Source organism: Neobacillus pocheonensis, from assembly GCF_050477905.1.
GTDB lineage: Bacteria > Bacillota > Bacilli > Bacillales > Cytobacillaceae > Neobacillus > Neobacillus pocheonensis_A.
The window spans coordinates 34,760-48,497 of sequence record NZ_JBCNAD010000023.1; the positions used below are offsets into that span (position 1 = coordinate 34,760).

Annotated in this window: 19 protein-coding genes; 5 read left to right on the plus strand and 14 right to left on the minus strand. The window is 35.5% G+C overall.

Features of this window, described 5'->3' with window-relative positions:
* Positions 1 to 130 precede the first annotated feature (130 nt).
* Positions 131 to 1,039, plus strand: a complete 909-nt coding sequence (locus ABES02_RS13340) for a LysR family transcriptional regulator (RefSeq protein ID WP_430135419.1) — start codon at positions 131 to 133, stop codon at positions 1,037 to 1,039.
* A 142-nt stretch (positions 1,040 to 1,181) separates the two neighbouring features.
* Here ABES02_RS13340 and ABES02_RS13345 read toward each other — a convergent pair whose 3' ends face one another.
* From ABES02_RS13345 to ABES02_RS13365, 5 genes are all read right to left on the minus strand, one after another.
* A complete protein-coding gene (locus ABES02_RS13345; RefSeq protein ID WP_430135421.1) occupies positions 1,182 to 1,688 on the minus strand; it encodes a hypothetical protein in 507 nt (168 codons plus the stop codon).
* 130 nt (positions 1,689 to 1,818) lie between these two features.
* The gene (locus ABES02_RS13350) at positions 1,819 to 3,264 is read right to left on the minus strand and encodes a DEAD/DEAH box helicase (protein WP_430135424.1); all 1,446 of its coding nucleotides are present in this window, start codon (positions 3,262 to 3,264) and stop codon (positions 1,819 to 1,821) included.
* A gap of 385 nt (positions 3,265 to 3,649) precedes the next feature.
* Positions 3,650 to 4,261 carry an FMN-binding negative transcriptional regulator gene (locus tag ABES02_RS13355; RefSeq protein ID WP_430135427.1) on the minus strand — a complete coding sequence of 204 codons (612 nt, stop codon included), beginning with the start codon at positions 4,259 to 4,261 and terminating at the stop codon, positions 3,650 to 3,652.
* 14 nt (positions 4,262 to 4,275) lie between these two features.
* Positions 4,276 to 4,794 (minus strand): GNAT family N-acetyltransferase, encoded by a 519-nt coding sequence (locus ABES02_RS13360; RefSeq protein ID WP_430135429.1) that lies wholly within the window; start codon positions 4,792 to 4,794, stop codon positions 4,276 to 4,278.
* Between the two features lie 25 nt (positions 4,795 to 4,819).
* Positions 4,820 to 5,272 (minus strand): MarR family winged helix-turn-helix transcriptional regulator, encoded by a 453-nt coding sequence (locus ABES02_RS13365; protein ID WP_430135432.1) that lies wholly within the window; start codon positions 5,270 to 5,272, stop codon positions 4,820 to 4,822.
* 117 nt (positions 5,273 to 5,389) lie between these two features.
* Between ABES02_RS13365 and ABES02_RS13370 the strand changes: the two genes are divergently transcribed.
* Positions 5,390 to 5,833, plus strand: coding sequence for a GNAT family N-acetyltransferase (locus ABES02_RS13370; RefSeq protein WP_430135435.1), 444 nt, complete (start codon positions 5,390 to 5,392; stop codon positions 5,831 to 5,833).
* Complete coding sequence (locus ABES02_RS13375) at positions 5,830 to 6,495, plus strand: YczE/YyaS/YitT family protein (RefSeq protein ID WP_430135437.1); 666 nt, start codon at positions 5,830 to 5,832, stop codon at positions 6,493 to 6,495. The genes ABES02_RS13370 and ABES02_RS13375 overlap by 4 nt, the downstream gene beginning before the upstream one ends.
* 94 nt (positions 6,496 to 6,589) lie before the next feature.
* On the opposite strand, the gene ABES02_RS13380 is transcribed toward ABES02_RS13375, so the two are convergent.
* From ABES02_RS13380 to ABES02_RS13395, 4 genes are all read right to left on the minus strand, one after another.
* Positions 6,590 to 6,967, minus strand: a complete 378-nt coding sequence (locus ABES02_RS13380) for a hotdog domain-containing protein (protein WP_430135440.1) — start codon at positions 6,965 to 6,967, stop codon at positions 6,590 to 6,592.
* 103 nt (positions 6,968 to 7,070) lie between these two features.
* On the minus strand, positions 7,071 to 7,850 hold the full coding sequence (locus tag ABES02_RS13385; RefSeq protein WP_430135443.1) for an AraC family ligand binding domain-containing protein: 780 nt from the start codon (positions 7,848 to 7,850) through the stop codon (positions 7,071 to 7,073).
* A 25-nt stretch (positions 7,851 to 7,875) separates the two neighbouring features.
* Positions 7,876 to 8,451, minus strand: a complete 576-nt coding sequence (locus ABES02_RS13390; RefSeq protein WP_430135446.1) for a LysE family translocator — start codon at positions 8,449 to 8,451, stop codon at positions 7,876 to 7,878.
* A gap of 96 nt (positions 8,452 to 8,547) precedes the next feature.
* Positions 8,548 to 8,826, minus strand: coding sequence for a hypothetical protein (locus ABES02_RS13395; RefSeq protein ID WP_430135449.1), 279 nt, complete (start codon positions 8,824 to 8,826; stop codon positions 8,548 to 8,550).
* Positions 8,827 to 8,875: 49 nt separating this feature from the next.
* Here ABES02_RS13395 and ABES02_RS13400 point away from each other — a divergent pair, with 49 nt between their 5' ends.
* Together ABES02_RS13400 and ABES02_RS13405 are read left to right on the plus strand one after the other, a co-directional pair.
* Positions 8,876 to 9,796: a hypothetical protein gene (locus ABES02_RS13400; protein ID WP_430135452.1), complete on the plus strand. Its 921-nt coding sequence runs from the start codon at positions 8,876 to 8,878 to the stop codon at positions 9,794 to 9,796.
* A gap of 5 nt (positions 9,797 to 9,801) precedes the next feature.
* Positions 9,802 to 10,536, plus strand: a complete 735-nt coding sequence (locus ABES02_RS13405; RefSeq protein ID WP_430135454.1) for an SH3 domain-containing protein — start codon at positions 9,802 to 9,804, stop codon at positions 10,534 to 10,536.
* 66 nt (positions 10,537 to 10,602) lie between these two features.
* Here the strand turns inward: ABES02_RS13405 and ABES02_RS13410 are convergent, their stop codons facing one another.
* From ABES02_RS13410 to ABES02_RS13430, 5 genes are all read right to left on the minus strand, one after another.
* Entirely contained in the window at positions 10,603 to 10,965 is a 363-nt protein-coding gene (locus ABES02_RS13410; protein WP_430135456.1) for a hypothetical protein, read from the minus strand.
* A complete protein-coding gene (locus ABES02_RS13415; protein ID WP_430135459.1) occupies positions 10,949 to 11,764 on the minus strand; it encodes a DUF817 domain-containing protein in 816 nt (271 codons plus the stop codon). The genes ABES02_RS13410 and ABES02_RS13415 overlap by 17 nt, the downstream gene beginning before the upstream one ends.
* Positions 11,765 to 11,830: 66 nt before the next feature.
* Positions 11,831 to 12,055 carry a helix-turn-helix domain-containing protein gene (locus ABES02_RS13420; RefSeq protein WP_430135462.1) on the minus strand — a complete coding sequence of 75 codons (225 nt, stop codon included), beginning with the start codon at positions 12,053 to 12,055 and terminating at the stop codon, positions 11,831 to 11,833.
* Between the two features lie 10 nt (positions 12,056 to 12,065).
* On the minus strand, positions 12,066 to 12,542 hold the full coding sequence (locus ABES02_RS13425; RefSeq protein ID WP_430135464.1) for a DUF2975 domain-containing protein: 477 nt from the start codon (positions 12,540 to 12,542) through the stop codon (positions 12,066 to 12,068).
* Positions 12,543 to 12,943: 401 nt separating this feature from the next.
* On the minus strand, positions 12,944 to 13,738 hold the full coding sequence (locus tag ABES02_RS13430) for an IclR family transcriptional regulator (RefSeq protein ID WP_430135467.1): 795 nt from the start codon (positions 13,736 to 13,738) through the stop codon (positions 12,944 to 12,946).

Sequence of the window (13,738 nt, forward strand, 5' to 3'; positions counted from 1 at the left end):
TGTATAACTACCAAATTACTAAGTAAATTTAAGGTTTATAATAGTAGGTTCATATTTTTTAATATAAAAAATAAAGGAAATTTCATCATTTAGATAATCTCTTACTTATGGAATAAAAGGTGGTCATCCTATGCACATACAAAAACTTGAGGCACTTGTTGAGGTAGCCAGAACAAAATCCATTTCAAATGCAGCGCAAAATCTTCATATGAGTCAATCTGGCATCAGCCAGATTATTACAAAAATAGAAGAGGAGCTCGGAATCAAAATATTCGACCGCTCCCGTCTCGGGGCCATATTAACAGCTGACGGAACTAACATTGTAAAAAAGGCAAATGAGGTTTTGTTAAAATACGAGGAATTAATAGTCGAGGCTCGAAAAAGTTCACTACTTCATTCTGGTATGCTGCGCATCTCAACCGTGCCGGCTTTTATTAACTTTTTATTAAAACCTTTAAATGAAATTAAAAATCTGTATCCTCATTCAAACATTGAATTTTTAGAACAAATTACGGAACGTACAGTTGAATTTGTACGGGAGGATAAAGCAGATATTGGCTTAATCTGCATCTATGAAGACATATTAAAAAATATTGAGGATTTACATTTCGAGGTAATCCTTGAAGGAAAAATGAAAGTATATGTTGGCAGTGACTCCCCTTTTGCCATTAAGAAGAGCATAACCCCAGAAGAAATACTTCAGCAAGAGGTAGTGCTATATAACGGTGATTATATAAGATGGTTCATTCATCATTTTCAACTTACTTTTGGAAAAATGAATATATTATTTTCATCAAACAACACGGAAGAATTAGCAAGATCAATCTCAAATGGTTTAGCAATCAGCTTTGCACCTGATATCGTTATGAAAAACAATACTTTTGTTTTAGAAGGTAATATTGTTGAGGTAGATATCATTAATTACGAACCCATAAATGCGACTCTTGGATTAATTCATCATAAGAAAAAAAAACCTTCTGAAATTGAAAAGCACTATATCCGTTTTCTAAAATATGAAATGCATAAATATATAATCTAAAAATGAATGGGAAGCGGCAATAACGTAATAACGCACTAGTGCTAATTTCACTAGTGCGTTCGATCAATTATCCGTCTATTTAAATATGTTTGTGTGACTTAAAGCAATAATTACATCAGCAACTGACATGGATACTTCTTCTTTATAGAGTAATATACTTCATATCCTTATTCATTAAAATTGCCGCTACCTGTTGGATATTTAACGGGGAGGCGAACGTTTCCATTTTAGAGGTGTCGGACCAGGATTTTGCATTTCCAGCCCATGTATTGGTTGTTCCGCAATAAATTACTTGCCCACCATGGCGCACAAATGTCTGTGCCCATTCATACATATTTTGGGGATGATCTTCATGAAGAAATTCAGGAATGGTCATCCCTAATTGTTCTGTGATGGTTTTTTCCGTATCAGGACTGCCAATCATGGTTGACATCCTTCCCTTAATTAATCCATTGACCCCCTTTCCATTAAAAAACAATGTAACTGGAATTCCATACCGTTGAAAGTATACCGCTGTCACAAAAGCTGAAAAGTAGTTAGGGTTAACCGTTGTCTCAAAGTTCGAAAAGCTGTTTGCAACATTTTCAGGACCAGACGACACATGTATTAAAAGAGGTTGCTGACTTTGATCCGGCAAAAAGTAACTCACTGATTTCCCTCCAGAATGTAAGCTTTTTGCATTTTATGTGATTAGAAGATGATGGGTGTTTATCATCTGCACATTCCAAAATAATTTAAAGGACGATCATGTGGGGCATAATCGTCCTTTCTCGGTTTAATTATTTTAGGGCCTTACTAACTTTTAGCTTCTTTCCTTTTATGGTTGTATTCTCCATAGCTTGTAAAACGAGAGAGCCTTTTCCATTTAGAATATCAACATAGGACATTTGATCCTGGATCGTAATAATCCCAATATCATCGACAGTTACTCCGGGAATTTTCGCAATCGTTCCAACAAAATCTACCGCCCGAAGTTTTTTCTTTTTGCCACCGCTAAAATATAATTTCATAATATCTTGGTTAATTCTTGCGGTCTTATTATTTCTTACGACTCGTCGGCCGCTGATTTTTTCTTCGAAAGCATCCTTCTTACCGGCAACTTCATGTGGCTTTGGTGCATCCATTATTGGAATTTCAAAGCCAATATACCGTTCAATAGCCTTAACGAATTTTCCTTCATAAGGTGTCGCAAACGTAATCGCTTTTCCTATATTACCTGCGCGACCGGTACGGCCTGTCCGGTGGACATAACTCTCTTTTTCCATTGGAACATCATAATTGATAACAAGTGTTACATTATCAATATCAATTCCTCGTGCTGCAACGTCGGTGGCAACTAAATAACGGAAATTCCCCATTTTGAAACCATCCATTACAGCAAATCGATCTTGTTGTTCTAATCCGCCATGGAGTCTTTCACAAGAATAACTGGATTCTTCCAATTCGGTATAGACATTATCAACTTGTTCTTTTGTTCGGCAAAAAATAAGGCAGCTGTCCGGATTTTCAACGACAGTAACACTTTTCAGGAGTGAAATTTTTTCATCTTCCTTCACTTCAATTAGACGATGTTCTATAGTATCCGTCGTAATCCCGCCAGCCTCAATCTCGACATTAATAGGATTTTCCATATACCTATGGCAGAGAGTTTCAACATCTTTAGGTAATGTTGCTGAAAATACCATTGTTACTCTGTCTAGAGGGAGTTCATTTATAATTGCTTCTACTGATTCGATAAAACCCATATTAAGCATTTCATCAGCTTCATCTATTATTAGATACTTTATTTTATCTAAAACCAGCGTTTCTCTTTCAATATGATCCATAACACGTCCTGGGGTACCAACAACTACATGGGTTTTTTGTTTCAATTCTTCTTTTTGTTTCGTAAAAGGTTCTTTTCCGTAAACGGCTATTGCTTTGATCCGTTTAAACCTTCCAATATTCGTAATGTCATCGCGAACTTGAACAGCCAGCTCTCTGGTTGGTGTAAGGATTAAGGCCTGTGGCAATTTTTCTTCCCATTCCATCATTTCGCAAATAGGAATTCCAAAGGACGCAGTCTTGCCGCTGCCTGTTTGAGATTTTACGACGAGATCTTGATCTGCCAATGCTAATGGAATGACTTTACTCTGAACCTCTGTCGGAGCCTCGTACTTTAATACTTCTAAAGATCTTCTTATTTCATCACTTAAATTAAAACCCTCAAATCTTGTTTCACTCATGTATTAACCTCGTTTTTTTGTATTATCCGGCTTATCTATAGGATTTCTATCAAAGAAATATCATATGCATAATCTGAATATGGTTCATTATACATGAAACTTTCGCGGGCATAAACGTTTTAAACAAGACTGTTTACAATTTGCCTGCATATGTGACCTTATTCTCTCCTTTAACGAATATCCGTGTTGATCCCGTTTTTCTTCCCTTCCTTTTGCTTTGTTCTAGCATGAAAAAAGTCTCCTTTGCATTATTGGGTTTCCCAACATAACAAAAGAGGCTCCGCAATCTGGTATGATAGTACCCTATACAGTCTATCTGTTAAACGGTTCTTCCAACCAATTTATTCCACACATTCAAAACGTTGATAAATCCATACCTTTGGAGTCATATTTCTAGATTTTTCTTCATTAGAGATGCTACCTGTATATTACCTTGGTGGGAAGTGTTTTCTAGTTGCTTAATAATTAACTCTTGTCGTTCCACAGGGTGATTTTGGCTTAATTTAGCTTTTGCTTCAATTTTTGTGATTTCTATTCTGAATGCTACAATTCCTTTACTCATTCCTGCGATAAAACTCGGTTCTACATCATTTAAATTGTATGGACTATCTGGACTTTCATATTTATTTACTAAGTCATTTAAAGAATCGAATATCACTTTTTCATCTTCGATTATCTCCATCTTTCCATATACATGGATAGACACATAATTCCATGTAGGTACAGCCATCTTTGTTTCGTACCAAGAAGGTGAAATATAACAGTGTGGACCTTGGAAAACCACAAGAACTTGTTGGTTTTCAGCATCCTTCCATTGTTCGTTAGGACGAGCAAAATGACCATATAAAGCATTGTCAGATTTATTTAACATCAATGGAAGATGTGTAGCGTATGGTTCTCCGTTATGCTGCGAAAATAAAGTTGCAAAGCCGTACTTTTCGATAAAGTCATAAATTATATTTTCATCATCGATTTTAAAATGTTTAGGTATATACAATATGATTCCACCTTTTAAATGATTGTTTTGGTCATAATAAAATCTATTTGTTCCTCATCACCCATATAAAAAGTGTGGGCTCCAGTTTGAACAAAACCCATTTTCTTATAAAAAGCAATGGCATTTTCATTTTTTTCCCATACGCCTAACCAGATTTTCTTTTTATTAAGTTCCAGCGCAATTTCCACAGCTTTATTTAGCAGATACTTACCAAGCCCATGTTTTTGAAAGTTGTTCTTTATATAAATCCTCTCGATTTCAAGTGATTCATCACCCATTTCTTCAGACTGAGCTTCATTGGTATTGACCTTTAAATATCCAGCGACTTCATTGTTAACATAAACAAAAAAGAAATGCGAAGACACATTGACCAATTCTTTTTCTAATTGTTTTAAGTTAAATGCCCTTTCCAAATAGGCATTCATATTTTCGGGTGAATTCTGATCTTTAAATGTCTCATTAAATGTTTCATAGCTAATATCTTGAAGTATGCGAGAATCTTCAATGGTGCACTTTTTAATATTTATAGTCATATTTAATATCGCTCCTTTTATATCATCAATAATTTCTCTTGTTTCCCTTTTTCACCAATTCCCAGTCTATCTCAATATTTTTTCTAACTCTTTGAAGGAGATTAAAAATGGTTTCAACTTCTGTTTCGGAAAATCCCTCTAATGCAACGGTATTGGAATAATCATTTTCTCTTCTTATGAAAGGATAGACCTTTTTCCCTTTCTCTGTTGGAAAGAGTTTTTTTATTTTTTGGTTATGTTCATCATCTTTCTTTTCAATAAACCCATTCATTTCAAGTTTTTTTATAGCACGAGCTGCTGTTGTTCGATCTACTTTAATCATTTCAGCTAACTTTTCCTGAATGATACCAGGGTTTTCACATATCCGTACAAGGTACAAATACTGCCCTTTAGTAAGCTCAAATTCTTTAAATTCAATATTGCTTATAGAATCTAAAGCCCTAGCTATCATTCCAATTTCGCGTAAAATTTCTTTCATGATTAACTCCTTAACCCACATTTTTTTGTTGCATTTACAATAAAAGTGATATAAATTAAATTTAAACTAATATTATTGCATTTGCAACAAAAAATTATTCTAAAAGGACTGAAAAAAATGGATGTAAAAAGAATAACGATTGATGAAGATTTAAGGGCAGCATTTGTTATAAGGAAAGAAGTATTTGTGGAAGAACAAGGCGTACCATTAGAAGATGAATTTGATCAATTTGATACACTGAATGGAGTTTGCGAACACATACTAGTCCATTACAACGAACAACCAGTCGGAACGGGAAGGATAAGGTTTATTGATGGAGTAGGTAAATTAGAAAGAATCTGCATCCTCGAAGTTTACCGTAAATTTGGTCTTGGAAAAATCATTATCAAAGCGTTAGAAGAAATCGCGGAAGAACGAGGGGTCTTGCAGGTGAAATTGCATGGTCAAACACAGGCGGAAGGTTTTTATAAAAAACTAGGCTTTAATACTTCATCTAATATCTTTATGGAAGATGGTATCCCTCATATTCTAATGCTCAAAGATTTATCTTGTAAAAAATGATAATAAGGTCGAGTAAACTCAAATATGTTGTTTATGTATTTGGAATATTAATATTAACCCTTGGTATTTCTTTCACTATACAATCAGACCTTGGAACTTCGCCTTTCGATGCTCTTTTGGTAGGACTATCCATAAATGTGGGGCTTACTGTAGGAAGTTGGGAAATCATACTAGCTTTAATATTGATAGGTTGTAATTCATTTTTAAAAAGACAAAGACCAGAATTTTTGGGGTTGATTACAGCATCTATAACGGGTATTGGTATTGATATGTGGCTTTTTTTATTGCACACTTTGATAACACCTGAACTATGGTACAGCAAAGTTGTTTGTTTTGGAATCGGCTTAGTTGTTATAGGACTAGGAACAGCCATTTATTTACACACAAATTTTGCTCCGATTCCAATTGACCGATTAACCTTAATCATACAAGAATTAACTAGAACAAATATATTTTTTTCGAGAACATTCATTTACCTCGTATTCTTGATAATGGCAATACTCTTAAATGGACCAATTGGCGTTGGAACTTTATTAACTGTTTGTTTAGGGGGAATAATACTTAGTTTCTTTATGCCATTAACTGAAAAAGTATTAGACCGTATATTAACACACGATGGTACATCAACAAACTTTGATAAAGATAAAAACCATTCAATATAGGATGGTTTTTATTGTTCTTGCTCCACTAACCTCCCATTGTTGAATAAAAAAAGCCAACCCATAAAAGGCTGACACAATACATCATATCCGATAATTAAAGGATTACACCTGAAAAATCCCCTTTTAATACTTCTTTTTCATTCTGATTTTTACATATAAAGGGGGCAAAAATAGCTGTTCTATTATTTTCTTGCCTTTCGTATTTTTCAATTTTCACTTCACAAGTTATTGTATCTCCCGTAAATACAGGTCTTAAAAACTCAAAATTCATAGTACGAGCCAACACGTTATGATCGCCGCCTACTTTTGTTGGCAAGGTTGCCGTTAATAACCCTTGAACGACAAGTCGTCCCTGTTCATCCGGGGTTATATGGTGAACGCCTTCATCACCTGAAACCTCCGTGAATAATTCAACATCCCTTACTGTAAAAGTCCGTTCAAACGTAAAAATATCTCCTACTTTTAATGGCATATGAATCTCCTCCTGAAGGTTTTACACAATATGGTTGTTACATTTAGTTATGTGTGAGAAAATCTTGAGGTTTCCAATCTAAACTATTCCCCTAAATTACTTCTCAATTTAAATGTGACATATATTCAAATGCTGTTGTTCCATATACGCTTTTAAAGTGTTTATTTAAATGAGATAAATCAACAAAACCACATTCAGCTACTACTGAATAAATATCTCCATATTTTTGGATTAACTGCTTTGCACGTTCTATTTTGCAGTTAAGAAAGTATTGGTATGGTGAAATTCCAGTATGGGCCTTGAATAATCTAATAAACTGAAACTTTGATAGATTAAGCTCTTTACATATCTCTTCAAGTTTAAGTACATTTTCTAAGTTGGCCTGAAGCATATCCTTTGCTTTTTTAATGAGAGCGTTATCTTTCTTATAGCTTGTAGAAAGATTGGTATGAGTAAGACTATCTGTGAGGGATAAAAGTAATTCACTGCAAAAAGCTTCGTCTTTTTCGCTTAATATGGCATTAGAAAGACTTAAAATTCTTTGTTGTAATCTATCATCATACACAATAGGGGTCGAGAAACGTACGATATCCTTTTTCTCCATAACCTCTAATAGCAATTGCGGTTCAATATATAGCATTACATAATCAAGTCCGTCCTCATGATCATGTGCCATTCCGTCATGTGCCTGTTCTGGATTAAACAGCATAACACCATTTTGATAGGATAATTGTAAACTGCCATCCAGGTTATATTGTTGAATTCCACGTAAGGTTACCCCAATGGCATACTCCTGGTGAGAGTGTTTTTTATACGTAAAATCAGTAATACTCGCTGATATTGCCGTCATTCCTGCAGATTTTTTATAGATAAATTTATCCATGAAATTCACCTCTTTTGCAACTTCCCTACAACCATATCATGATTCCAGAATACGCTAAAAATAATGCCATCATTACATTAACAATCTTACTATGATTCTGTAAAAACTTCTTAAAAATTGTACCGAAAAGAACCCAAGTAATAAATGCCAAAAATCCAATAAGAGTTATGGCGAAAACACTTATAGTCACCGCAGGCATCTCGGTATAGTAAGGCATAATAAAGCTAGGAATAACAGTCATTGTAAATAGGACAACCTTTGGATTTAAAAACTGCATAAGGAAGCCTGTTTTAAAGGAACCAGATTGATTTACCGTTGGTTTTGAAGTATCCGCTTTGTAAATTTGATAAGCAAGATAGAACATATAAATACTTCCGATTATCTGCATAACAATTAAAATTTTAGGTATGACGGTTATAAGCAAAGTATTCAACATAGCAGAAATAACTAGTAATATACCAAAAGCTATCGTTGCTCCATACGTATATTCCATCGCCTTTTTTGTCCCAAAATTATGCACTGTGGATAATATGACGATATTAGTAGGTCCTGGTGTAAAAGTAACTATCATACAATAAATTAAAAAAGATGTCATATTCATGAGGAAAACTCCTTTCAAGGTATTCTCCTATAAATATAATCTTAAGGTTAATTTCCATATAGTATATTATTGCAGGACTATTCAGTAAAGTTAACTCTACAAATCTAGCTGTTCAGTTGGCGGACCTGTTAGTTTCTTTTGGTCTCTATTTACAGGTTTCGCAGATAAATGATGTGTTTTCGCAGATAAGACGGAACTTTTCGCAGATAAATTATTGAGTTTCGCAGATAAAGTGCATTTTTTCGCAGATAAATTTGTTTTTAAAACAATTTTATGAAGGTGGAAGAATTTTTTCAGCGTCAAGTTCAATCCGCTTGGAACTTCTACAAAGATATAGGGGCTTTTCTTCCGATTCACTGCATAGAATGTAGACAAGGGTAAGTAATCTCCCAATGAAAATAGTTAACCTGGAGGTAATAACCTAATGCAATTTATTGAAGATGTTAAAGAAGTGAAATTTAGTTTTTTGGAAAAACCGCCGGCGTCGACTATGACTTATGCCTTTGTTTATGTCAATAATCACAACGAATACTATGCAGTTAAAAATGGAGAGCGTTTGTCACGTAGTGAATTGCGGATTGGCAAATATAAAAAGGTTTATACAGTCAATATGCAGCAGTACACCATAACCTACAAAGAGGAAGTCCCTTCGGCAACAAGAGGAAGAAGGTTTTCTATCAATTTATTTATCGATATTGCTGTTGAACACCCCGAACGGTTAGTTCAACAAAATGCTGGAGAATTTAGCCACCTTATAAACAATAATCTGCCCTTCTGGGTGGAGTCGGAAGCAAGATTTTATCCTATTGAAGAGGATCTGACATTTGCCCGGCATATTGAAGAATTTTTTCAAACCTCGCCATTAGTCAAGGTGTTAAGAGAGGCTGGAATTGTGGTTCGAAATATTCGTGTTTTGATCCGGCAAGGTATTCTGGACCAGCGCCATGATGAGGCAATCGCCGATTTAGACCGGAACGCAGAACTATCTGCCTATCAAGAGGCTCTCGACTTGGAGGAAGCGCGCCGAATTTCGGCCTCAATTAAAGAAGCCCTTCAAGAAGGTGATTTTATCGCTGCAGGGAAGCTGGGTGAAAAGAATGAAATGGCAAAACGGTTAGTGGAATCGGAATTTAGCCAAAATCAAGCCTTCAAATATGAGGTAAACAAACAACTTTTCAACTTGATTAATGATCACTCTATTGACCAGTTTGAAGCAGAACAAAGATTGGCCAAGCTAAAAAAGCTATTTCCCCATCTCCCCGTCAATCTGGAAAACATCAATAGAAAAAAACAGATTCCTGGTCCAAGAAAAGAACTTCTATCCTATTTTAATAAAGGAGAGTAGCGATTGTGGAATCCATTTTAAATCAGCTGTTTGGGATCTGGTCACTTATTTCTCTCCTGCCGAAATGGTTGCGTATTTTTTTGGTTCTCTTTCTGCTCATGCAGCTCACAAGGCTGATTTTGTTGTACATTGTTCCTCCCTTCTTTAACTTGTTGTGCCGTTTGTTGAAAAAAATGCATTATCTGGTATCTTACCCAATCATGGCACTACTTTCCACAATACAAAGAAGACGGAGAGAAGCTGGAAATGAGGGCATTTCCGTTTGGATTGATATCATTGAAGGAATGTTTGCCTTGTTCGAAAGTTCTTTTAACAAAATGATTCAGCTTTTCATGAAACGGAAAAGGAATAAGACCAGGATTAAAAGATGGACCTTTTATTCTGCCACAGCTTTAGTGATTTTGCTTACTGCTGCAATCATGAACAATCCAAATGAGTGGTATTCACAGAAATGGAAGAATGCCGAGATATGGTTAAACCATGAACCTGTGCAAATACAAGTATCCGGGGCTACCCCTGTTCAAAAACAATTCATATTAAATAAAAAATATGAAGATGGCGGCAATATTCGTAAAGAACCCACACTAACCGCGCCACCTCTAGACACGATTACAAATGGAGAAATCCTACATTTTTTGAATGAAGAACAAGTAGATTCCAAAGGAATAAAGTGGCTAAAAGTTCAAACCGCAAACGGAATCGAAGGCTGGATTTCGTCCTTGATTGTCAGGGAAAAATAAAAAACCGCAGGGACGGTTCTCGTGGTTATAACCAACCATGAGAACCTTCCCAGCGGTTTTTCTAAATTAAATAGTTTCTCTTAGAGTAATAATTTCAATGTCTGTACAATAAAAGTGTAAGGTATCATCCTCGTAGTCTATTACTTCATAATTCTTATTTTCCCAACCTCTATCCCTTATATCATAAATTTCGATTGACAATTGATGATAGATACTCCCACTTTCAAAATCGATTTTATTAGGGTTGTTAAAACGAAAGCAGGCAATGTATTGTTTTTCTTTACCCTTAATATTAAAATCAATTTCGAGAAAACAACTGTCCTGCAAAGACCTATTTTGATAGTTCAAAGTGAATCTATCAATGGACTCTATTTTTTGTAATGAAAAATTTTTTATTTTATCGGTTATAAGACTAATATTTTTTATCAACTTGAATCACTCCTTGGTGAATCTTACTTACGTTTTTTGAATTTTCCCCCTTAACCTGCTTTAACGTCGCAACGATCAGAAAGCTAACAATTACTAATAAGACCCATGAGCTCACCTTTCCAAGATGAACGAAACTCCATGCATCGATTTGGTTTAGATATTTCCATGCTCCAAAAAACGTTGCGATATTTTCGGCAATCCATATAAAAAATCCGATCAGCACAAAAGAAAGTGTGATTGGCATACGGTAACGAGTTCCATCAACCTTGAATGTTACCCATGATTTCCAAAAGATGATTATGACAAGACCAAATAACCAAGGGCGGACGTCAATCCAATAATGGTGGGTGAAAAAATTCAAATAAATTGCAGATGCAAGTGGTACAACTATTAAAAACGGTGGCCACTTAATCAGTTCAACCTTAAGCCTTCTCCACGCCTGGCAAAGATAACTCGCTACACTTGCATACATGAATCCGCTATACAAAGGGACCCCCAAAATTTTGAAATATCCTTCCTCTGGATAAGACCAGGAGCCCATATGTGTCTTGAAAACTTCGAGAGTAAGTCCAATAAGGTGGAACAGTGTGATTACTTTTAGTTCATCCCTTGTTTCAAGCCCAGAACGTACCATCCACCACTGCATCAAAAGGGAGATAATGAGCAACCAGTCATACCGCGGCAGGAAGGGAAGTGGGAAAATTTTTGTAATAGCCAAAGAGGCAAAAATAACAACAGGAAACAAACATGATAGAGCTTGCTCCCAACCAAAACGAACGAGTTGTTTTAGAGCAACCATGATTTGTGCCTCAATTTTGGAATGATTATATTCATGAGTAACTCCCCTTTTGTTAAATTCTCTTGATTAATAATCTTGGGTGTCTTCATCACTTCGGTATTCTAAAATATCCCCAGGTTGACATTCTAAAGCCTTACAGATTGCCTCTAGGGTTGTTAATCGGATGGCTTTTGCCTTACCGTTTTTCAATATAGAAAGATTTGCCATCGTGATCCCAACCCTCTCCGAAAGTTCTGTCACACTCATTTTCCTTTTCGCTAACATCACATCAATATTGATTATAATTGCCATTGTTATCACCTCAGACGATTAAGTCATTTTCCGATTTTATATCAATTGCCTCTTGTAAAAGTCCTTGAAGAACAGCAGCGAATATGGCGATTACCATTGAAGCAAAGATAGGGACCATTCCGATTATGATGAGACCTGGTGCATCGTCTAGATCTGCAACGAGATAAACAAATGGCAAAATGATCACATACAACCCACTGATGGTGATTGCACAGAATTTGATATTCCTTAGAGATTTAACAGACAATTCAGAGAAAGCTTGGTTCTTGTCAATATAGCTTAAAAGTTTAAAAGCCTGATACAATGCAACAAAATACGGTATTACTGATACAACCATACCTATTAAAATGGGATATAGTATATGGTCATAATCGGGATTTACTGGATTTTTAGCTAACCAAGGCATTCCAAATACACACAAAGCAATAACAGGAATTCCCATTAGAGTAACAGCCATTTTTAAAAAGAGTGTTGATCCTCGTTTCATAAAAAGCACCTCACTAAATGATTTCAAATTGATTATAAGATAATATTTATCGATTTTCAATAAATTTTTACTCTTTTTTAATATGTTATTATCGATTTTTCAAATCCATTCAATTTTTAAAATTAGGCTCTGTTAAATTTGGCTGTTGATTTCCGCTCCAGGCGCTAAGCAAACCCGCGGGCGTGCCGGGGAGCCTCCTCGGCGCTTTGCGCCTGTGGGGTCTCCCCTACCCCGTACTCCCGCAGGAGTCGAGCACTTTCCGCTCCAATCAACAGAGTATAAAAAACAACATTATCTTTTAACAGAGCCAAAAATAAAAAGCACTCCTCATTACAAGGAAATGCTCTATAACTTTAAACTATTCAATTAATAACTTGTTCAACCTATGGATGCTGTATTATTTATAAGACTCCAATTGGAGGTTTACCACCCATGATTTTTGTTAATGTACTAGAAATCTCTAATACTTTTTTACCATAATAAGATGCATCTAAGTCTGGTTGGCTTGACAGAAATAAGCAACTGATAACAAGTTTTACCTCACCATGCAAATTAAAAATAGGAGCTGCAACCCCGCAAACACCAGCAGTATGCTCCTCATAACTTTCAGCATAACCTTTCATTCTTACATTTTTGAGTTCCTGCTTAAACTCTTCTATATTGGTTATCGTCTTGCTAGTAAATTGCTTAAATCCGTTTTTCTGGATAATTTCATCGGCACGACTCTCATTCATAAATGCTAAATAGCATTTACCAAAAGAAGCACTAGTTAAAGGAAATCGTTGACCTACGCTAACAGTTACTCGAACAGTTAAAGGCGGTTCTTCCTTTGCTACATACATTAACCTGTCATTGGCAGTTGGTTCTAACAAAACAACAGTTTGTTGCGTATCTTCACAAAGCTCCTTTAAGTAAGGTTTACAAAGTTCTAGATAGTCAATGAATTCAAAGGCCCTTGCTCCAAGCACAACAAGGGAAGAACCAAGGCTGTATTGCTTTTTATCCTCGTTGTAAATGACATAGTTATGGTTTTCAAGAACCTTAAGTATTCGATGGCAAGTACTTTTATTGATATTTACACCTTTACAAATATCAGCAAGGCTGCTTGCCCGATGATTGTAACGGCTAAGGTATTCTAATATCTTTATTGTTGCTTCTAAAGCTGGCACCTCGGAACGATCTTTTTTATTTTCCAT